Origin of the sequence: Lacibacter sp. MH-610 (assembly GCF_045780045.1) — a bacterium.
Classification (GTDB): Bacteria; Bacteroidota; Bacteroidia; order Chitinophagales; family Chitinophagaceae; genus Lacibacter.
In genome coordinates, this window is the sequence record NZ_CP116002.1 from 2461420 (window position 1) to 2482787 (window position 21368).

The 21368-nt window shown below is 39.3% G+C and carries 20 protein-coding genes and 1 tRNA gene; 11 read left to right on the forward strand and 10 right to left on the reverse strand.

Going from position 1 to position 21368, the window contains the following annotated elements; translation table 11 throughout:
• Positions 1-89: 89 nt before the first annotated feature.
• Positions 90-1997: a von Willebrand factor type A domain-containing protein gene (locus PDL71_RS11365; protein WP_407521064.1), complete on the forward strand. Its 1908-nt coding sequence runs from the start codon at positions 90-92 to the stop codon at positions 1995-1997.
• A gap of 56 nt (positions 1998-2053) precedes the next feature.
• Complete coding sequence (locus PDL71_RS11370) at positions 2054-3166, forward strand: carboxypeptidase-like regulatory domain-containing protein (RefSeq protein WP_407521066.1); 1113 nt, start codon at positions 2054-2056, stop codon at positions 3164-3166.
• Positions 3167-3230: 64 nt separating this feature from the next.
• Here PDL71_RS11370 and xerD read toward each other — a convergent pair whose 3' ends face one another.
• Complete coding sequence (gene xerD / locus PDL71_RS11375) at positions 3231-4139, reverse strand: site-specific tyrosine recombinase XerD (RefSeq protein WP_407521068.1); 909 nt, start codon at positions 4137-4139, stop codon at positions 3231-3233.
• Between the two features lie 110 nt (positions 4140-4249).
• Between xerD and PDL71_RS11380 the strand changes: the two genes are divergently transcribed.
• Both PDL71_RS11380 and PDL71_RS11385 read left to right on the forward strand, forming a co-directional pair.
• The gene (locus PDL71_RS11380; RefSeq protein ID WP_407521070.1) at positions 4250-4720 is read left to right on the forward strand and encodes a YkgJ family cysteine cluster protein; all 471 of its coding nucleotides are present in this window, start codon (positions 4250-4252) and stop codon (positions 4718-4720) included.
• A gap of 51 nt (positions 4721-4771) precedes the next feature.
• Positions 4772-5431, forward strand: coding sequence for a hypothetical protein (locus tag PDL71_RS11385; RefSeq protein ID WP_407521072.1), 660 nt, complete (start codon positions 4772-4774; stop codon positions 5429-5431).
• 29 nt (positions 5432-5460) lie between these two features.
• On the opposite strand, the gene PDL71_RS11390 is transcribed toward PDL71_RS11385, so the two are convergent.
• Both PDL71_RS11390 and PDL71_RS11395 read right to left on the reverse strand, forming a co-directional pair.
• Entirely contained in the window at positions 5461-5973 is a 513-nt protein-coding gene (locus tag PDL71_RS11390; protein WP_407521074.1) for a GNAT family N-acetyltransferase, read from the reverse strand.
• Between the two features lie 171 nt (positions 5974-6144).
• The gene (locus PDL71_RS11395; protein ID WP_407521076.1) at positions 6145-7737 is read right to left on the reverse strand and encodes a peptide chain release factor 3; all 1593 of its coding nucleotides are present in this window, start codon (positions 7735-7737) and stop codon (positions 6145-6147) included.
• Between the two features lie 148 nt (positions 7738-7885).
• Here PDL71_RS11395 and PDL71_RS11400 point away from each other — a divergent pair, with 148 nt between their 5' ends.
• From PDL71_RS11400 to PDL71_RS11410, 3 genes are all read left to right on the forward strand, one after another.
• A complete protein-coding gene (locus PDL71_RS11400; protein ID WP_407521078.1) occupies positions 7886-9133 on the forward strand; it encodes an ABC transporter permease in 1248 nt (415 codons plus the stop codon).
• Positions 9134-9184: 51 nt separating this feature from the next.
• A complete protein-coding gene (tsaD, locus tag PDL71_RS11405; protein WP_407521080.1) occupies positions 9185-10231 on the forward strand; it encodes a tRNA (adenosine(37)-N6)-threonylcarbamoyltransferase complex transferase subunit TsaD in 1047 nt (348 codons plus the stop codon).
• 89 nt (positions 10232-10320) lie between these two features.
• Positions 10321-10980, forward strand: a complete 660-nt coding sequence (locus tag PDL71_RS11410) for a tRNA1(Val) (adenine(37)-N6)-methyltransferase (RefSeq protein WP_407521082.1) — start codon at positions 10321-10323, stop codon at positions 10978-10980.
• Between the two features lie 22 nt (positions 10981-11002).
• Here PDL71_RS11410 and PDL71_RS11415 read toward each other — a convergent pair whose 3' ends face one another.
• The gene (locus tag PDL71_RS11415; RefSeq protein ID WP_407521084.1) at positions 11003-12202 is read right to left on the reverse strand and encodes an NAD(P)-dependent oxidoreductase; all 1200 of its coding nucleotides are present in this window, start codon (positions 12200-12202) and stop codon (positions 11003-11005) included.
• A gap of 99 nt (positions 12203-12301) precedes the next feature.
• Between PDL71_RS11415 and PDL71_RS11420 the strand changes: the two genes are divergently transcribed.
• Positions 12302-12385 (forward strand) — tRNA-Leu (locus tag PDL71_RS11420).
• 58 nt (positions 12386-12443) lie between these two features.
• Here PDL71_RS11420 and PDL71_RS11425 read toward each other — a convergent pair.
• On the reverse strand, positions 12444-14297 hold the full coding sequence (locus tag PDL71_RS11425; RefSeq protein ID WP_407521086.1) for a PAS domain S-box protein: 1854 nt from the start codon (positions 14295-14297) through the stop codon (positions 12444-12446).
• A 137-nt stretch (positions 14298-14434) separates the two neighbouring features.
• Between PDL71_RS11425 and PDL71_RS11430 the strand changes: the two genes are divergently transcribed.
• Positions 14435-15124, forward strand: a complete 690-nt coding sequence (locus PDL71_RS11430; protein ID WP_407521088.1) for an SIR2 family NAD-dependent protein deacylase — start codon at positions 14435-14437, stop codon at positions 15122-15124.
• Here PDL71_RS11430 and PDL71_RS11435 read toward each other — a convergent pair.
• Positions 15119-15451, reverse strand: a complete 333-nt coding sequence (locus tag PDL71_RS11435) for a cupin domain-containing protein (protein ID WP_407521090.1) — start codon at positions 15449-15451, stop codon at positions 15119-15121. The genes PDL71_RS11430 and PDL71_RS11435 overlap by 6 nt on opposite strands.
• On the reverse strand, positions 15451-16785 hold the full coding sequence (locus PDL71_RS11440) for a saccharopine dehydrogenase C-terminal domain-containing protein (RefSeq protein ID WP_407521092.1): 1335 nt from the start codon (positions 16783-16785) through the stop codon (positions 15451-15453). The genes PDL71_RS11435 and PDL71_RS11440 overlap by 1 nt, the downstream gene beginning before the upstream one ends.
• A 306-nt stretch (positions 16786-17091) precedes the next feature.
• On the opposite strand from PDL71_RS11440, the gene PDL71_RS11445 reads away from it, so the two are divergent.
• The gene (locus PDL71_RS11445) at positions 17092-18075 is read left to right on the forward strand and encodes a pyruvate dehydrogenase complex E1 component subunit beta (RefSeq protein ID WP_407521094.1); all 984 of its coding nucleotides are present in this window, start codon (positions 17092-17094) and stop codon (positions 18073-18075) included.
• A gap of 189 nt (positions 18076-18264) precedes the next feature.
• Here the strand turns inward: PDL71_RS11445 and PDL71_RS11450 are convergent, their stop codons facing one another.
• Positions 18265-18414: a hypothetical protein gene (locus tag PDL71_RS11450; protein ID WP_407521096.1), complete on the reverse strand. Its 150-nt coding sequence runs from the start codon at positions 18412-18414 to the stop codon at positions 18265-18267.
• 87 nt (positions 18415-18501) lie between these two features.
• Positions 18502-19239 (reverse strand): DUF4846 domain-containing protein, encoded by a 738-nt coding sequence (locus tag PDL71_RS11455; RefSeq protein ID WP_407521098.1) that lies wholly within the window; start codon positions 19237-19239, stop codon positions 18502-18504.
• 66 nt (positions 19240-19305) lie between these two features.
• Here PDL71_RS11455 and PDL71_RS11460 point away from each other — a divergent pair, with 66 nt between their 5' ends.
• Positions 19306-20469, forward strand: coding sequence for a sigma-54-dependent transcriptional regulator (locus tag PDL71_RS11460; RefSeq protein WP_407521100.1), 1164 nt, complete (start codon positions 19306-19308; stop codon positions 20467-20469).
• Here the strand turns inward: PDL71_RS11460 and PDL71_RS11465 are convergent.
• Positions 20466-21344 carry a MerR family transcriptional regulator gene (locus PDL71_RS11465; protein ID WP_407521102.1) on the reverse strand — a complete coding sequence of 293 codons (879 nt, stop codon included), beginning with the start codon at positions 21342-21344 and terminating at the stop codon, positions 20466-20468. The genes PDL71_RS11460 and PDL71_RS11465 overlap by 4 nt on opposite strands.
• Between the last annotated feature and the right edge of the window lie 24 nt (positions 21345-21368).

Genomic DNA, 21368 nt, shown 5'->3' on the forward strand with positions numbered 1-21368 from the left:
TTTATGGCGGGTAAGATAATTAAAAAAAAGTTTACGGGCAGTTATGTAATTCAAAAAAGCTACGCATCAAGCTATAAAATCAAAACTCTATGCGTTACCTTTTTTTTGCATGTGTCGTAATTATTGCGTTTACTTCACAAACTACAACTAAAGAAATTCAAATTACCGGAACTGTAACTGATGAAAAAGGAGCTCCCCTTATTCATGTATCTGTTATGGAAAAAGGAACCAAAAACGGAACATCAACTGATGCAAATGGTTTGTTTCAATTGAAAGTATCTAAGCCAAATGCAGTACTTCAATTCAGCTTTGTTGGTCTTGAAACGGTAGAAGTTAAATTAGGCGGTAAAGTTTCTGTGAGCATTAAAATGAAACCAACTGAACATCATTTGTCTGAAGTTGTGGTTATTGGTTATAGTTCACCAAGATATAAGAAAGATTTGAGCTATCCTTCACCAAAAATATATGGCTATCAATCAGGTGTTCCCGGCAGCAGTGTTGACTATTTACTACAGGGCAGGGTTGCAGGAGTTTCTATTGCCGGAAAAAGAAAGAGAGTGCAAACTGATAAAGAAATGAATACTGAAGATTATGACGGGATTATTGAAAACCGTTTTCACCGTGTTACTGATGAACCGCTTTCAACTTTTTCAATTGATGTAGACGGTGCCTCCTACAGTAATGTACGACGTATGATCAACGCAGGACAATTACCACCTGCTGATGCGGTTCGTATTGAAGAGTTTATTAATTACTTCAAGTATAAGTATCCGCAACCACAGGGCAATGATCCGTTCAGTATTACAACAGAAATGAGTAATTGCCCCTGGAATGAAAAGCATAAACTCGTAATGGTAGGATTGCAGGGAAAACAGATGAGCACAGAGAATCTGCCACCTTCTAACCTTGTTTTTTTAATTGATGTAAGCGGTTCCATGGAAGACCCCAACAAACTGCCGCTTGTAAAAGCATCGCTGCGTTTATTGGTGAATCAATTAAGGGAGCAGGATCATGTTGCGATAGTTGTATATGCAGGTGCAGCCGGTTTGGTTTTGCCTTCAACATCCGGCATGAATAAAGAGAAAATTCTTGCCGCTATCGACAACCTGTCAGCCGGAGGTTCTACAGCAGGTGGTGCCGGTATTCAACTGGCTTACAGAACTGCCAAAGAAAATTTTAAAAAGCAGGGAAACAACCGTGTAATTCTTTGTACAGATGGTGATTTTAATGTGGGTATTTCAAGTGATGGTGAACTGGAACGTATGATTGAAGAAGAACGTAAATCAGGTGTGTTCTTAACTGTGCTTGGCTATGGCATGGGTAATTACAAAGACAATAAAATGCAAAAACTGGCAGATAAAGGCAATGGCAATCATGCATACATCGATGGTATGAATGAAGCAAAGAAAGTTTTAGTGAATGAATTTGGTGGCACCTTGTTTACCATTGCAAAAGATGTAAAACTTCAAATTGAATTTAATCCTTCCATTGTTGCCGGATACAGATTGATTGGCTATGAAAACAGAATGCTTAATAAGGAAGATTTTAATAACGATAAAAAAGATGCAGGTGATCTGGGTAGCGGGCATACGGTAACAGCCATTTATGAAATTATTCCTGCAGGAGTGGAAGATGAATTCCTGGAAGACGTGGATGAATTGAAATATCAACAGCATAAGAAAACTAAAAAAGGAAGTGCTCGTGAAATGATGACTATAAAGTTCCGGTATAAATCACCTGAAGCGGAAACCAGCAAACTGATAGTACATACAGTTGCTGATACCATCACAGCTTTGCAAAATACATCAGAGAATTTCCGTTTTGCCTGTGCGGTGGTACAGTTTGGAATGCTTTTACGCAACTCTGAGTTTAAAGGAAATGCCAGTTATGAACGAGTCATACAGCTTGCAAACAGTTCACTGGGCAAAGATGAAGAAGGATACAGGAAAGAATTTGTAAAGTTAGTACACTTCGTATCGAGCATTTCAAAGAAATAAAACTCCAACAAGGCGGAAAAATTAACGCCGGCATTTATTACCATCAAGCATTTAGTATGAAAGAAAAAATCATTCTCAGCATCCCCGAACCATGTCATGAAGATTGGAATAAAATGACACCGGTTGAGCAAGGTCGGCATTGTGCTGTTTGCGCAAAGAACGTAATTGATTTTACTAACGATACAGATGAAGCTATCTTAGATTTTTTTAAAAATTATAATGGTTCAACCTGCGGACGGTTTAGTGATGAGCAATTAAACAGGCCGTTGTCAACTTATGAAATTAAACCGGCTTCGCTTTTCCTGAAATATGCTGCGGGGTTATTATTGCCATTCACTTTTTTCAGTATAAAATCAAATGCACAAAAAGGAAAAGTTGCGGTTACGGGTGATACGACAGTTGCCATTCCCAAATTAAAAACAATGCCGGGATTTAATTCTTCCTCGAATCCGGAATTGAATGATAAAAGAATCGTAATTGGTGGAGCAGTAAGTATATCAAATTACAAAAAGTCAATAAAGGATTTTATTTTCATTACAGGTAAAGTTTTGGATTCGGAAGATGGTTCCCCAATTGCCGGCGCCACAGTCAGCATAAATATAAAACAGACTGTAATCACCAGTGAAGATGGAACGTTTGTACTTCAAATCACCAAAAACCAAAAACAAGAAATACTCAGTATTACATCTATAGGCTATCAAAAAACAGAATTAGATATTTCAAATAAGAAAGTTAAAAACAACCTGGTACAATTATCAGATATTGATTTATCGAGAAATATCCTTGGTCTGAGTGAAGTAGTGGTAACCGGAGAGTTCTACAGCAGAAGATTAGGAGGCCTCACAGGAGCTGTTTCCATTGTCAGTTATTCTTTCCGTGATTCAGTAATGAACTTTTTAAAACCACATGCAATTAAAGCTTTCCCAAACCCCATAAAAAATAATGGAACACTTCAACTCAACTTCGGTACCACAAAGCCCGGTTTTTATCAAATCCGTTTACTGAATGCTGCCGGTCAACTCTTTTATTCTTTTCAGAAACAAATCAATTCACCTAATGAAACTGAACAAATTCATTTGAATGAGCGAATGAGTGCAGGAATCTATTTATTACAGATTACGGATGAAAAGAAGAGATTGGTTCAAACAAGTAAAATAATGGTGCAGTAATTCAGCATTTTGATATCATCTTCTGTCAAATCACGCCTGAGGACGTGGGCCGACCGAAGGTGGGTTATTCTTTTCTTCCAAAACCAGGATGGTATTGCTCCAGTGTTTTACGAAGGTATTCACGGTCTAAATGCGTGTAAATTTCAGTGGTTGTGATGCTTTCATGTCCCAGCATTTGCTGCACCGCTCTTAAATCAGCACCGCCTTCCACCAGGTGGGTTGCAAATGAATGCCTGAATGTATGCGGAGAAATATTTTTTTGAATGCCTGCTTTCAGCGCCAGTTCCTTGATAATTAAAAAGATCATCACTCTTGTAAGTGCAGCACCTCTCCGGTTTAAAAATAAAAAGTCTTCAAATCCTTTTTGGGGTTGCAGATGTACCCGGATATCATTACGGTAAATGTTGATGTACTTTACAGCACTGCTGCCGATGGGTACCAAACGTTCTTTATCTCCTTTACCAATCACTCTCACAAATCCTACATCAAGATAAAGATTGGAAAGTTTCAGGTTCACAACTTCACTTACACGCAAGCCGCAACTGTACATGGTTTCAAGGATCGCTTTATTACGCCCGCCTTCCGGTTTACTTAGATCAATTTCATGGATGATACTTTCTATTTCATCATAACTCAATGTATCCGGAAGTTTACGTTTGAGTTTGGGAGCTTCCAGTAAAACAGTAGGATCGTTCCGGGTAATTTGTTCCAGCACACAAAATTTGTAGAACTGCCGTAATCCGCTGATGATGCGTGCCTGGCTGCCGGCACTCATACCCAGTTCTGCAATGTACTTTACAAATTGCTGCAGATCGTGCAGTTCCAGTGCATCCGGCGTTTTTAAATCCTGTACTGTTTGAAGGTATTGTGTAAGTAACTCTACATCGTGCAGGTAAGCTTCAACCGAGTTCTCGCTCAGTGATTTTTCTAATTGCAAATAGGCTTTAAATCCTTTTTTATACGGTTCCCACATTTATCGGATTCGCTTGAAGTTTGAAAGATAAGAACATTTATATTCGTTGCTAAAACAAATTCTACATGCAAGTTGAAAAGCCTCGTTTTTTACCGCTGTATAAAAGGCTCATGAATACGTACCGTAGTAAATTCCGCTATTTTCTTACCCGTTTGGAAACAGTAAAACCAAGAGGATTAGATAAACTGGCGCTGGAAGCCGATAAGGAAGTATGGCAGGAAACAGATTGCCTGGCCTGTGCTAACTGCTGTAAAACCATGACGCCTACATTTACGCCACAGGATATTAAACGCATCTCGGCCCATTTTAATCAAACACCGGAAGAGTTTAAAGAAAAATGGTTGTACAAAGAAAGAGGCAGCGGCGACTGGATGAATAAAAAACAACCCTGCCAGTTCCTGGATTTAAAAACCAATATGTGTAATATTTATGAAATCCGCCCTGCCGACTGTGCCGGTTTTCCGCATCACACCAAAAAGCATTTTACAGAATGGGTGCATGTATATAAGCAGAATGTAGAATATTGCCCGGCAACATTTAAGCTGGTGGAGAAAATGATGGAAAAGGTAGGTAAGGTATAAAACAGTTAACAACCATCGGGAATAAATTCATTTATTTTCAAACTGTTTTAAATGGCGTTCTTAAATCTGACATTTTATCAATGGTTGATGGTTGGTATGGGTGCAGGATGGATTGTTACCTACCTGCTCATTGTTTTTCGTTCCTTTAAAAATCAATATTGCGGAATGCCCTTCCCTGCATTAGCACTTAACATCAGTTGGGAGTTCCTGTATGGTTTTGTTTTTACAGAATCACAACCGTTTAATTTGATCCGATTTTACCAAGCCTGGTTTTTGCTGGATGTGCTCATTCTAATTTCATACATTTTATACGGTCGGAAAGAATGGAAGCTTTTCAAGAGTAATAAGATGTTTTACGGGTATATCCTTCTGTTAATAGGAATATCCATGCTGCTTCTTTCTGTACTGGAAAAAGCAATAGGTGTAATGGCTATTACTTATTCAGCATTTCTTATGAATATTGTAATATCAGCTCTTTTCATTTATATGCTGAAACAAAGAAAAAACATTGCCGGTCAATCAACCGGGATTGCCTCATTCAAATTAGCAGGATCGGTTTGTGCAACTATTTATTTGTTGAAGGGTTTTGGTTTGTTGCTGCAGTTAATGGGAGTTATTGCATTTATACTTGATGTAATTTATATGATACAACTTGCAGCTGCTTATAAGAAAGAAGGCCGCTCTTTATTGACGAGAAAAATAATGACTTGATCAAACTCCGGAAAGAGGGAAATGAATACTTAAATATTAGCTTTTTCTCTTTGTAACTCAAACACCATTACATCATCGCCACTATGCACCATTGTATGAGTGAATCTGAAACCACACTTTAATAATACTTTGATTGAAGCTGTATTTTCTGCTACCGTTAACGCATGAACCGTTTCTTTTTGAATGGTACTGAAAACATAAGGTAGTGATGCACGAACCAATTCTGTGGCCAGTCCCTTTCCTTGAAAGGGTTTAAGAAACGCATAGCCGAGGTGAATATCATCTGAATCATTAATAGAAAGCAGTGAAAAAGTGCCTGCAAACTTATGCGTATCGTTCGTAAAAGCAGCAAAACGCCCAAGGCCGGGATGTGTTTGATAAAACTCCAGGTTCTCCTTTAAAAACAAATCACTTTGTTCCCTGGTTTTTGGCTCACGGATGTATTGCATCACTTCTGCATCACCGGTGAGTACGAAGAAGTTATCTTCATCATCGGCAGTGAATGGCCTGACATATAAGCGTGGGGTGGAAAACAGAATCATCGTTTTTCAATTTATGCTGAGAGTAATTTTCAAACGCAGAGTAATTCGTACTTCTTACTTCGATTCCCGTACTTCTGTTATATGTGCCCGTCGGCAAGAACCTGAGGTCGTCATATGAAAAGATTATTCTAATTAACCTGGTCTGACGGTTTTCAACCGTACCGACCAATTTTACCCTTCCTTATGAATCTCACTGGTAAAGTGAAACTCAATATCCGGATTATTTTGCCGTTCAGTATTTAAAAACCATTCACTTTGTGCCAGGTATACTAAATGACCATCTTTATCTGCCGCAATATTGTTGGTCTTGAAACGGGTAAAATCATCCAGCTTTTTCTGATCCTTACTGGTAATCCAGCAGGCTTTGTAATAAGGAAGTGTTCTGAACTCACAACTGGCGCCATATTCCTGCAGTAAACGATATTGAATTACTTCAAACTGAAGTTCACCCACACAACCGATGATTTTTTTATTACCTCCAAACTGTGTAAATAACTGGGCTACTCCTTCATCAGTAAGTTGCAGCAATCCTTTCTCCAGTTGCTTTGTTTTCATCGGGTCTTTATTCACCACTTCTTTAAATAATTCAGGTGAAAAAGAAGGGATGCCTGTGAAATAAAAACTTTCTCCTTCAGTAAGCGTATCGCCAATTTTAAAATTGCCTGTATCAAACAAACCTACTACATCACCGGGGTAAGCTTCTTCAATCACATCTTTTTGCCGAGCCATAAAGGAATAGGGGTTGCTGAAACGCACATCTTTATCTAATCGTACATGATGAAAATATTTATTACGTTCAAATTTTCCGCTACACACCCGTAAGAATGCAATACGATCCCTATGCTTGGGATCAAGATTGGCATGTATTTTAAAGATGAAGCCACTGAATTTGTCTTCATTCACATCTAAGTGACGAACTGAAGTTTCCCTGCTTTGGGGAGTAGGCGATATACGAACAAAGGTTTCCAGCAGTTCTTTAACACCAAAGTTGTTTACAGCACTTCCAAAAAACACAGGCGCCACTTTTGCTTTCAGGTAATCATTAGCGTTTAAAGCTCCGTATACACCTTCCACCAGTTCCACATCATCTCTCAATATTTTCGCATCAGCATCACCTATTTTTTCATCCAGTACTACATCGCCCAGATCATTTATGTTCACCACATCTTCTTCATTGGCCTTTGTATTGGCAGTAAACAAAACCAGGCTTTTATTATGAAGATCATATACACCTTTAAAATCTTTACCGCTGTTGATAGGCCAGGTCATTGGGTGCAGATGAATATTCAGTTCCTTTTCAATTTCTTCCAGCAAGTCAAAACGGTTCTTACCATCACGGTCCATTTTGTTAATGAAAACAATTACCGGTGTATCACGCATGCGGCACACTTCCATCAAACGGCGGGTTTGTTCTTCCACACCATTCACACTATCCACCACAAGAATTACGCTGTCCACAGCCGTTAAAGTGCGGTACGTATCTTCTGCAAAGTCTTTGTGACCGGGTGTGTCCAAAAGGTTAATTAATGTATCGCCATATTGAAATGTCATTACGCTGGTAGCAACGGAGATACCACGCTGCCGTTCAATTTCCATAAAGTCGCTGGTAGCATGCTTTTTAATCTTATTGCTTTTCACCGCACCGGCCACCTGGATAGCGCCTCCAAATAACAAGAGCTTCTCCGTAAGTGTGGTTTTACCGGCATCAGGGTGGGAGATAATGGCAAAAGTTCTGCGTTTCTGTATTTCGTTTGCGTATTTCATGTTTCTTTAGTTCACCGTTCACAGCAAATGGTTCATAGCCTTGACCATTCAACCATCAACCGTTTAAAGCCCGCAAAGGTACGTTTCGGCAGGTTTCCATTGGTAACATTTTTAGAGCAACTTTCCACGGAAAGATTAATTTTGGAGTATGCGTAAAACGTTTGAAATCTTTTACAACAGTTTGCAGTTTGCCGTTCAGGAGCTCCAAAAGAATAAGCTGCGTACTTTTTTAAGTCTGCTGGGTATTACGTTCGGTATTTTCTGCATTATCAGTGTGATGGCTACGGTAAGCAGCCTGGAACGAAACGTACGCAACTCTTTCAAATCCTTTGGAAACAATACTGTTTATATTCAGAAATGGCCCTGGGGTGGTGGTGGCGAATATCCATGGTGGAAATATATGGGTAGACCTGTGCCCCGTTACCGGGAAATGGCGCCTGTAAAAGATAAAGTAACTCTTGCCGCACATGTGGCTTATACATTTGCCAGTACGGCGAGTATTGATTATGATGATGAATCACTTACAGGTGTGCGTTGGTTTGGAGTAACTGATGAATTTGAAAGAATTCAACCTGTTGAAATGGGGCAGGGACGCTTTATTACCCCTGCTGAGTTTTCAAACGGAAGTTCAGTGATGGTAATGGGCTATGTGGTGGCTGAAAAGTTATTTGACAAAGCTGACAATGCACTTGGCAAATGGGTTACAATTAAAGGAAAAAAAGCGCTTGTAATTGGTATTGTAAAAAAGCAGGGGCAAAGCTTAATCGGCGGATGGGATTTTGACAATTCCATTTTACTGCCTTATTTATTTGCCGGACAGATTGGTGATGAACTTAACAGTGATCCTTTTATACTTGTAAAGGGAAGAGAAAATATTCCGGTTGAAGATTTAAAAAACGAGTTGCGTGGTGTGATGCGGGGCGTAAGACGACTCAGTCCTAAACAGGAAGATAATTTTGCACTGAACGATGTTAATACCGGCACCGCTCAGTTATCATCTATTTTTAATGGTATTACCATCGGAGGTATTGCAATTACCATCCTATCGTTTATTGTTGGGATTTTTGGAGTAGCGAATATTATGTTTGTAACGGTTCGGGAACGCACCAGCATCATCGGTCTTAAAAAAGCAATAGGTGCGAAACAACGTACCATACTTTCAGAGTTTTTAATGGAAAGTGCTTTCCTCTGTGTGCTTGGTGGTGTTATCGGTTTGTTATTGGTGTTCCTGCTTACATTCTTTTTAACTGCTGTTTTAAAATTTGAAGTTGCCATTTCATGGGGATTATTTTTGGGTGCTGTGTTTACCTGTATTATCACGGGAATTCTTGCAGGCCTCATTCCTGCGTTTATTGCAGCAAGGATGGATCCTGTAGTAGCTATACGCAGTAAATAATTTCATCAAACCCAATGTTCTGTTACTTTTGCAGCAAATCTTAAAGGCAAATTGAGCATTACCATTCTTGCAATTGAATCTTCCTGCGATGAAACATCGGCTTCGATATGCCGTGATGGAAAAATTTTGAGCAATATCATTGCATCACAATCGGTACATGAGCAATATGGTGGTGTGGTACCTGAACTTGCCAGTCGTGCACATATGGAGAATATTGTACCGGTGGTTGATGCTGCGCTGTCTTCTGCCAACTGTCAATTATCATCTGTTTCAGCCATTGCATTTACACAAGCTCCGGGTTTAATCGGTAGTTTGTTAGTGGGCGCTCAGTTTGCCAAATCATTGGCTTTATCACTTGATATACCATTGATTGGAGTACATCATATGCAGGCGCATGTAATTGCAAACCTGGTTGCAGATGATAAACCTGAATTTCCATTTTTATGTCTCACGGTGAGTGGCGGTCATACTCAAATTGTATTATGTGAGAACCCTGTTAAGATGAGTGTTTTGGGTGAAACTATTGATGATGCAGCAGGAGAAGCATTTGATAAAACAGCGAAATTACTTGGACTGCCTTATCCCGGTGGCCCGTTAATTGATAAATATGCTCAATTGGGCAATCCGGATCGTTTTCACTTTCCAGAACCACAAATTCCGGGACTTGACTTTAGTTTCAGCGGATTAAAAACTTCCATACTATATTTTTTAAGAAACGCCGGTAAGAGTCTGGTGTATAAAGATGAGTTCCTTGCTACTGAAGAAGACCAAAAGAAGTTCATTGAGGAAAACATCAATGATATCTGTGCATCTGTTCAGCAAAGAATTGTTTCAATTTTACTCAACAAACTTAAAAAAGCCTCTGTTCAAACAGGCATAAAAACAATTTGTTTGGCCGGCGGCGTAAGTGCAAACAGTGGTTTGCGGAATAGATTTTTGGAAATGGGAGCTACGTACAAATGGAAAACATTTATTCCTGCATTTGAGTATTGTACTGATAATGCAGCCATGATTGCCTTAACAGCCTACTATAAATTCCTGGAGAGTGATTTTGAAAGCTTAAGTGCTGTACCCAGTGCCCGGGCTGCCTGGACTTGAACTTCAATTCACAATTAATAACAAAAATGCCCAACACTTTTTTCCGTTTCAAACAATTTACAATTCATCAGCAACATGCTGCGTTGAAAGTGAGCACAGATAGTTGTTTGTTTGGTGCATGGGTTGGAAACAAAGAAGGACATAAGAAACTTGAAGCATACACGGTGCTTGATATAGGAGCAGGTACAGGGTTGCTAATGTTGATGCTTGCACAGCAGTGTAATGCGTTGATTGAAGGTATTGAAATAGATAAGTCTTCCTATGAACAAGCGTTGGAAAATCTAAAAGCATCTCCATGGGCTAATCGTTTGCAAGTATATTTTGGTGATGTTAAAGAATTTGTATTTGATAAGAAATATGATTTAATCATCTCTAATCCGCCGTTTTATGAAAATGATTTAAAAAGTGATCTTGCTAACAGGAATGTAGCTATGCATGATGAAGGTTTGAAATTAGATGAGTTGATCAGGATTGCTGAAATGAATTTAAATACTGCGGGAAAATTAGCAGTGCTGATTCCTTATTTCAGAGCAGAGAGATTTATTGAAACTGCAAACGAACATAATTTGTATTTAGATAGCCGGATGGATGTAAAGCAAACACCGGGTCATTCTTTTTTTAGAACGATGTTGCTTTTAGGAAAAAAGAAATCAGAATCAGAAATTCAATCGATGGTTATCAAAGATAAAAACAATCAATACAGTTCTGATTTTGTAGCATTACTGAAAGATTATTATTTGTATATCTGATTGGTGATACCAAATAGTTACTTCAAATCCCGGCATATTCTTTCAAATAGCTATATGCATCTGTAAGTGTTCCGCTTTTTAATATCGTTGCCCTTTCCAGTATGGGTGATCCCCCTTTTACAAGATCTTCCAGAACATATTTTATTAATTGCTCGCCAAAGTAACGGCTTGCATCTCTTGGCAGTTCATTGGGTAAATTGCCAATTGCCATCAAATCAACAGAGCCGGGTAAATAGGCTACTGTTTTCTGCATAGTTTTCCGATCCACTCCGTAAATAGGGTCTTCAATGGTGGAATCGCCAAGGTTTACAGGTACTGAGCCATTTGTATCATTCGTAATATCAGCAATGGTTTGAATGGAAAAATCAGGGCTGCTGAATTCATCCACGGTGAATAAATGCGGAATGGTTTTATCCCAATAAACACCGTTTAATAAAACATCTGCTTTTTTAGCAAAAGGAGAGAAGGTGCATTTGTATTCTTCCGGGTGATGATGAAAATTTTCACGGTTATAGGTACCATCATCTTTCCGTTCGTACAAATCTCTTCCCTTGAGATGTACATAAACGGGGTAGTCAAATTGCTTATGCAAAAAATCGAAAGGCTCTACTTCATGAATACCCATAAGGTTCATGATTTCAAGAACACCATGTGCCACTCTGCCGCTGCCGGTAACTGCAATTTTTATTTTCGGAAGTTTTAATCCAAAATAAGTATGGATGAGTTCCCGGTAATCCTCCACATCACTTACACGGCTGAGATGAAAACTACCGGTACGTTTTCCGTACGCCATCATTCCGTTATGAGCTCCTACAATACCTGCAAAAAAACCAAACCCAATAATTCGTTGACCATCATCATGCGTTAAACATTCGTAATCAATCAACGTAATTTTTTTAGCAATCATTTCACGCATTAATTGTTGATTATGCGGTTGTGCTTTTTTTGTATGTGAAAAAAACAGGTAGGTTTTTTGAGGTATTAATTGCTCCTTCGGCACTTCTTTAATACCCAGTAAAATATCACATTCGCTGACGTCTTCTTTTACTTCTGCACCGGCTATTGAATATTCCCTGTCCTTAAAACAACGGTTGGGTGAAGACTGTACAAGTACTTTAATGTCATTACTGTTTTTGTGTATCCATTTACACTGGGCAGGAGTGAGTGCCACACGGTTATCAGCCGGAATTTTTCCTTCCCGAATAAGTCCAATCTTTAGCATGCAATCAATTTAAGGGTCAGCAAATTTAGGTTTTGCGCAATGGAAGCAATAGAAAAATTTCAACGGGAAACAAAGTTTCTGTAATATTGCAGCCCCAAAGCCCAGATGGCGGAACTGGTAGACGCGTCAGACTCAAAATCTGGTATCAGCAATGATGTGCAGGTTCGATTCCTGTTCTGGGCACAAGGTCAATAAGCTTTCGATTTAATGTCGAAGGCTTTTTTGTTAGGTGTATTGCAGATTAACTGAGTGGAATTTTTACTAGCACTTTACATCCCATACCGGGTGAAGATTGAATAACTGCTTCTCCACCCAAAACGGAAGCACGACGTTTAATGTTTTCAAGACCAATTCCATTTTTGGCCGTTTCTACCCGGAAGCCTATACCATTATCAGTTACTTTTAATACCACATTATTGTTTTCCTTTTGTATATCAATACTGATAGCGCTGGCCCTGGCATGCTTGTAAATATTATTCAACTGCTCCTGAATGATTCTGTATATGCCTGTTTGAATATCGTCTGATAGGGGAGGATCGAAATCATGAATGTGTACAGCTACATCAATATACCCGGTTTTTTTAATGGTATAAATCAAAGACTCAATTTTATCTGAAAGTGATTGCTTCGCAGAAATTGTGGGTGTTAATTGATGCGATAGACGCCTGAGTTCATCTACTGTTTCATTTAAATGCTTTTTAATTTCAGAAATTGCAGAAGTGATTTCTGTATTTTCTTTGTTTCGAAACTGCAGGTAATCAATATTAATCAATGAGGCAGCAATAATCTGCAATACGTTATCGTGCAATTCCATACCGATCTGCTGTCGTTCATTTTCCTGTGCATTCATTACTGCTTTATTGATACGGGCATCTTCTTTAACCCTGAAACTTACATCGAGCACGGTACCCATGAAAGCAGGCTGCTGATTGTACATGATCTCTGAAAGAATCAGTTCTACATAAACCGGTTCAGTTGTTGCTTTTGAAGCCTTTAGTAAAACAGGCTTTCCAAGTGCAGCCATTATAAAATTCTGCCAGGGATCTTTTTCAGATGTTTCATGAAGAAGATCGGCAAAACTTAATTGATCAATAACTTCCTGGTTTGTATAGCCAAATATTTTATTAAAGCCGGGATTTAAATAAACTATTTTATTATTTTGTTCTATAAACACACCTGTTTGCACATTTTCTACCAACGCTCTGAATTTCTGTTCACTTTCTCTTACTTCATAGATTTTTTGATCAACCAATCTTCTGAGGAGATATGGTTGTTTTACAATATAATAAACAAACGAGCTGCTGATAAGCGTAAGCAAAAGGCCCATAATTACAATTGGCGCCATCCACTTGATTGTAAGTTTGTTTTTACGTTTTACATAGATCATCCAGTTACCTGATTCAATATTTACTTTTACGATGGTGCCTTTTTTATTTAAATGCTTCGAATAGGGTAAATAAAAAACCTCCTGACCTGTGTTTGGATCTATTTTTGAAAATTGATAACTAAAATCACTACTGTTAGAATCCAGTCCCGCTGCAGTTAAAAAAGTAGAAAGGCGGATTAAAACAACTGAAAAGCCCCAGAATTTATCCCCATTGAAAATTGGTAAACGCCCCACAATTGCAGGGTAACCCTGCCTTAGTTGAATGGGCCCTGCAAAAAACAACTCATTCCGCTCAATTGCCTCAAGTGCCTCTTTATTTCGCAAAGGATCTTCAATGATGTTATATCCGATAGCACTTTCATTTCCCTCTAAAGGGTAAATTTTTGCAATGACACCGCCTTTAACCAGTTCTACAGCATCAATATAATCATAAGTACTTATGAGTTGAGAAGCAATCGAATCAAAATTGTTTTCTCCATTATACTTTGTAATAAAAAGACTCAACGTTTTGGTGGCAGCATAACTTTGACTGTTAACATCAAGTATCCGGTCTTTAATGTTTTGAGCCTGCTGCTCCGTAAGACGAGCCTGTTCTGATTCAAATAAAAGATAACGCTGGAACGAGAATGATGCGGCTAACAACAGCATGAGCAGCCCTGTGAGCAGACCGGCTATTAATGGTGGATTTTTTTTAAGTAGTTCTCTCAATTTTCTCAGAATGTTCTTTTGGTTTTTTTCAAATATTGTTCCAAATTCAATCCGGGAACAGTAATCAGCATAGCAGAAAGATAAATAATTTGCATTACTGTAAAATAAATTTTTCGTTTTATTTTAATATCTGCAACATGAAGAAGAAATTAGTGGTGCTCACAGGAGCAGGCATCAGTGCGGAGAGTGGCTTAAAAACCTTTCGGGATTCAGACGGTCTTTGGGAGGGATATGACATAGAAGATGTAGCTACACCAGGTGCCTGGCATAAAAATCCGGGATTGGTTTTGGAATTCTATAATTACAGGAGAAAGAATGTTCTGGATGCAAAACCCAATGCAGCTCATTATGGTGTTGCAGAGCTGGAAAAAGATTTTGATGTTACCATCATTACTCAAAATATTGATGATTTACATGAACGTGCAGGCAGTTCCAACGTTCTGCATTTACATGGAGAGATTTTTAAAATGCGGAGTGAAAAGAATGAAGCACTGATTTATGAAATAAAAGGTGATATATCATTAGGCGATAAAGCTGATGATGGAGCCCAGCTAAGACCGCACATTGTATGGTTTGGCGAAGCGGTACCGATGATTGAGGAGGCATTACCTATTGTACAAAGTGCTGATCTGTTTGTTGTAGCAGGAACTTCTTTAGTGGTTTATCCGGCTGCAGGCCTGGTGAATTATGCACCAAGGCCGATTCCAAAGTTTATTGTAGATAAACAAATACCTTATACTTCTGAAGTTCATAATCTGATAACGATTGAAAAACCGGCAACAGAAGGCGTGAAGGAACTGCAGCAGATTTTGAAGCAGTTTTTATAATTCATTTTCACCACCTTTTGCACCATAAAAAATGACCCATGTTGCAAAATCATCAGTAAAATGAATAAACCTGTGTTCCATACCTGCAGGAACAAATAATACATCGCCTTTTTCGCAATCAATAAATTCATTGCCGCACATGAAATTGCTTTTGCCTGATGCAATTACATAAAGTTCGTCCTGTAAATGCGGCTGCTGTGTATCTTCCCCTTTCGGTGCAAAATATTCAATGCTCATAGTGCCATGCTGCAAAAGAACTGTAAATGGAAGTTTTGCTTCCATCTTTAATTTCTGTTTTGCCTCATCTAACGAAATTTTATGTTTCATCATTGCATTGTTTCGTGAAACAGAATATTATGCAAGGCTAACTCTTCCAGCACAGGTTCATAAATTTCTTTACGTGTTGGTATATGTAAACCTTTCAGTTTAATTTTTTCATCCAGTATGAGTTTTGCTGCAATACCCAGCGGCAATCCCACTGTTTTGGCCATGGCAGTACGCAGGTTGTCTTCACCGGTTACAATTAAACTGCTTTTTACAGAGTGTGGTTGTTGATGAACTGTATAATCAATTTCGTGCAGCATCACAATCATATCCTTGTCGGCTGTATGCAGTTTCAGCTTTTGTTCTAACCTGTATTGCAGAATATCTGCACTGCAGGTTACATGATGCGGCAACAGTTCTACACTATTAAGCTCTAAATAATCAAACTGCCGGAGTATTTTATCATGCGCCGTTTCTTCCACGTATAACTCCAGGTACATTCTGAAACTTATATCTCTTTGCTCCGCTTTGAACAGTTTCTGTTCCATCCAGTCAGCAAAGGTTTTACAGGAAGCTACAAGTGATTGATCTTTTTCATCCGTAAGCTCAAGGTCTACAATTACATCCCAGCCTTTGCAAAAATCAGCATATCGTAAAGTTGTTCGTATAAATGTGGCAGCATCCTGCAGATTGTACAACGGAATATAGCTGAGTGAATCCCTGTTAGGATACCATGCCAATGGAGACAAAGCACCTATTTGTAATTCCTCACAGTTTTCAAATACCTGCTGATAAGGTGTTTGAATGATTTCATTATTGAGCTTGTAAACTGCACCCGCACTTCCGGCCATTACAATATTCCGGGGGTTCCAGCTGATTTTATAATGCCAGGGATTGTCATCGCTTTCAGGAGCTACCAAACCTCCGCAATGTGATTTAAAAGAAGTGATAGTGCCTCCTTTTGCCTGTATTCCATCAATCAACTGCATGGCGCTCATATGATCAATGCCTGGGTCAAGCCCCATTTCACATAAAAACAACAACTCCTTACTTTTTATTTCAGCTTCGAGGTTCCTGATATCTGCATCCACATAAGAAGCAGTGAGTAATGAACGACCAATAGCTACACAATCTTTTGCAACCATGATGTGCAGATGCGGCGGTAAGAGAGAAATAACAATGCTTGCATCTGTTATCAGCATTCTGCGTTCATCAGCATCCGTTACATTTACTTCTACAGCTTTTGCAAACGGATGATTATTGGTTTTACTTTGTGCTGTAAGCAGGTGTGCATCTGCTACAACCAGTTGCCAATGACTGGCAGCACAAACATCTTTTAAATAATCAATCAACACTGTGGCTGACTTACCCGCACCGAAGACAAGAATCGTTTTCAAAAAAATGAAGTTTGGTGCAAGATAAACAGCCGGGTTGAAGATTCAGGATTTGATGATTTGAAAATTAATCAATTTGATTCGCCGGCTTGTTTGTTCGGCTTTATTGATTTGCTGCTGATAGCCCCGGGTGAAACGGAAAGCCCGCTGAAGGTTTTGTGCAGGGATTTGTGGCGTACTTGCAGTGAAACACGGGAAACAACTGACCGGCCCTGTACAACTGTTTCTGCTCCTCATCTTTTTCTGCATAAACTGCTTTTGGGGTTTTGACCATCTTCCAATATTTTTGCTGCTCTTAAAAAACAGTCAATGAGAACAATCGCTATGCGTGAAGCCCTGCGGGAAGCTATGCAGGAAGAAATGAGAGCTGATGAACGTGTTTACCTGATGGGAGAGGAGGTTGCAGAGTACAACGGTGCTTATAAAGTGAGCCAGGGCATGCTGGATGAGTTTGGCCCCAAGCGTGTTATTGATACCCCCATTTCTGAATTAGGTTTTGCTGCAGTAGCTGTGGGTTCTGCTCAAAATGGTTTGCGCCCGATTGTAGAATTCATGACCTGGAATTTTGCTGTATTGGCATTGGATCAGATTTTGAACACAGCTTCTAAAATGCTGGCCATGAGTGGTGGGCAGGTGGGTTGCCCCATCGTTTTTCGTGGGCCTAACGGAAGCGCCGGTCAGTTAGGTGCGCAACACTCTACTGCATTTGAAAGTTATTACGCTAATATCCCCGGCTTAAAAGTAATTTCTCCTTCCAATCCTTATGATGCGAAAGGTTTGCTGAAAGCTGCTATCCGTGATGACGATCCGGTTGTATTTATGGAAGCGGAAGTTGGTTATGGTGATAAAGGAGAAGTGCCGGAAGGTGAATATGTAATTGAAATTGGTAAGGCTGATATTAAACGTCCGGGTCGTGATGTAACGATTGTTTCTTTTAATAAAATGATGAAAGTGGCTTTAGCTGCTGCTGAAGAACTGGCCAAGGAAGGAATAGAAGCTGAGGTGATTGATTTGAGAACCATCCGTCCGCTGGACTGGTTTACCATTCTGGAAAGTGTGAAGAAAACCAACCGACTGGTTATTGTAGAAGAGCAATGGCCATTTGCGTCTGTTTCATCAGAAATTGCGTACAGAATCCAGAAAGAGGGATTTGATTACCTGGATGCTCCTATCCGCCGTATTACGAGTGTAGATGCCCCTATGCACTACGCACCTAACCTGGTTGCCGGTTATTTGCCGGATGTGCCACGAACGGTAAAACTGGTAAAAGAGGTCATGTACCTGAAGAAATAAATTTCAAACCGCCCCTAAAAGGCGGTTTTTTGTTAACCATCAATAAAAATCTGATTCTAAAATTTGCTTTTTAGAGTATAATGCCGCATCTTCGTTACGGTTTTTCATAGGATATTGGATTTTAAACGAAGCTGGATTTCTATCCGGCTTTTTTATTATGTGCAAACGAAGCATTGATCTGTTTGACTATCAATCAATTATGCCTTCCATAAACAGCCGTAAAGTGCTGAGCAAAATCCAAACAAGAGAATAGGTAGCTAAAACAAGTGAAAGGCCAATGGCGGTTACTTTTGCAGCCAATACCCAAAGAGATTGCGAATTGCTTGTATTTACCTTCATAGGATTCGGTTTTTATAATTCAAATGTACTTTTAACATTTCTGAAAGTCAATCGAAGAAAAACCCTATTTATGTTTTAGTATTTTCCTCAATCCGGCTTAGGCCAAGTATGTAATTGAGAGGAAGAAAAGGTCCATTCAGGAGTTATTAACAATTCGGAAGGCACAGAATACCAGGGATTTAGACTTCTTTCATTCTTATTTAACAGCACATGTATCATTTGAGCGGGCATATAGCTTTGCGCCAGTAAAAAAATGAAGTTCCCGTTTGTTTTATGTCGGGCCATGTCTACAATTATTACAGCGTGCCCCGGGCTTCCACCCTTAATTATCACATCTCCCGGCTTTACTTTTTGCCAGGAAATGGGCATCAGCTCTTTTTGTAAAGAGAGTGTGCCACACCAGCTAAATACAAGATTTAAATAGTTTTGCCAGCCTTTTGAGTAGTGATAGGCCCAGCAGTATTTTTTTCCTGCATTATCAGTAAAGCAGATAGGTTTCTGTTGCTGCTTCAGGTGTTCTGCCCTTAAACGCATGACGGCATCTGCACATTGCTGAAGATCCTTGTTGCCAACCGAGATATCTAAAACAGCATAATGAGCATTTTGGTTAGCCTTAGGCATACCATTGTACAAATACACAGTATTGTCATTCTTGAGTTGGATCGTGCGGAGATAAGCACCAAATGAATGCTCCGGCACCGGTATTCTCACATAACCATCCGGTAATGGTATGTCTTTTATCATTTTACTCTGTGCTTTTACATCCGTTAATGGAATAAGTGTAATTGCTGAAATAAAAGAGGTGATACAAAAAGTAAGTTTCATGTATGCAGGTTTTGGTTAGCTTTGAAGCGAAGCATTTATTTTTCCATAACCAGATCTGTTAAAGAAATGAGTACGATCCTGATTATTGACGATGAAAAGGCCATCCGCAAAACACTCTCTGAAATTCTTTCTTATGAAGGATACAAAATTGACGATGCTGAAAACGGGGAAGAAGGTTTAAAGAAGCTGAAAGAAAAAAATTATGATGCGGTTTTGTGTGATATTAAAATGCCCAAGGTAGATGGCATTGAGTTTCTTGAAAAGTCAAAAGAAATCAATCCTGATGTACCCATCATCATGATATCAGGTCATGGTACCATTGAAACGGCTGTAGAGGCAGTTAAAAAAGGTGCTTTTGATTATGTAGCCAAACCTCCGGATCTTAACCGCTTACTCATCACCATCCGTAATGCCTTAGACCGGCAAACACTGGTAACTGAAACCAAAGTATTAAAGCGCAAAGTGAGCCGAGTACAGGAAATGATTGGAGATAGTGCTGCTTTGAAAAAAATTAAAGACACAATTGAAAAAGTAGCCCCTACTGATGCCCGTGTTTTAATTACCGGTGAAAACGGAAGTGGTAAAGAATTGGTGGCCCGTTGGATTCATGAAAAAAGCAACAGGGCAGCGGGTCCTATTATTGAAGTAAACTGTGCAGCTATTCCCGGCGAGTTGATTGAAAGTGAATTGTTTGGTCATGAAAAGGGTTCCTTTACTTCTGCCATCAAGCAACGTATCGGCAAATTTGAACAGGCTAACGGAGGCACTTTGTTCCTGGATGAAATTGGTGATATGAGTTTAACGGCACAGGCTAAAGTACTGCGGGCGCTCCAGGAAAACAAAATAACAAGGGTAGGAGGTGAAAAAGATATAACAGTGGACGTTCGTGTAATAGCCGCCACTAACAAAGATTTATTGAAAGAAGTAGATGCCAAAAACTTCCGGCTGGATTTGTACCATCGTTTAAGCGTTATCATCATTCATGTTCCATCGCTCAACGAACGTAAAGAAGATATACCATTACTGGCAGATCACTTCCTGAAACAGGTGGCTGATGAATATGGCCAGGCGCCTAAACTAATTGACCAGGCGGCCATTGAAGCACTGCAGCAGCACCATTGGAGCGGAAACATAAGAGAATTCAGAAATGTGATGGAACGATTGGTTATTTTATCAGGCAAAACAATAACGGCTGAAGATGTAAATACATTTGTTTTTCCGAGAACTTAACCAATAGAAGTGTTACACAGATCCAGCAACTGATCCAATGAATTAATCAATTGCAAACGGGGATTACGGATGTTGATATGCTGCACCTGTGGCCCTGAAACAATAATGGTTTGAGATGTAAACCTTTTTAAGATTTCTTCCACCATTTCATCCATGCTTCGGTTAGAGAAATTAGTAATTACATGCAGGTGCAGTTTATCCACTTTTTGCAGGCGGGTATATTCTTCAATAGCATCTAACGAAACATTCGCCCCGAATAAACGGGAACGCTTGCCGTTTTTCTTTAAAAGATAATGCGTAAACAAAAGAGGAATTTCATGATTCTCACCTTCCGGATTAAACAAAACAGTTACCTCACCTGATGGAGGCACATCCAACGAATGAATGGCGACCATCATTTTTTTAATGATCATGTGACTGGCAAAATGTTCCTGTACAGGCCGTGTCTGATCCGTCATCCAATACAGGCCGATGCGTTGCAGCATCGGATAGAAAACATGCAGAACGGTGCGTTCAAAACCAATATGCATGTAAACAGCATGAAAAATTTTATTGAAACGCTCTTCATCAAAATCCTTGCTGGCCTGCAGTAACTGGTTAATGAAGTTTTCGTGTAAAGAAACAACCAGCCCTTTTTCAGAAGCCATCTCCCTGATTTGCTCTGCACTCAACCTTGCAATTTTGGAAATTTTATAACCTGCTTTATTTAACTGGGCAATCTGCAGAATCTGTTTCAAATCTTCATTGCTGTAAAAACGATGTTTACTTTCTCTCCTTTGCGGGCGAAGGATGTTATATCGTTGTTCCCAGATGCGAAGCGTATGCGCTTTTATACCGGATAGATTTTCAATGTCGCTGATGGTGAAAAGATCCATTTCAGTTGAATAGAGTTAAAGTGC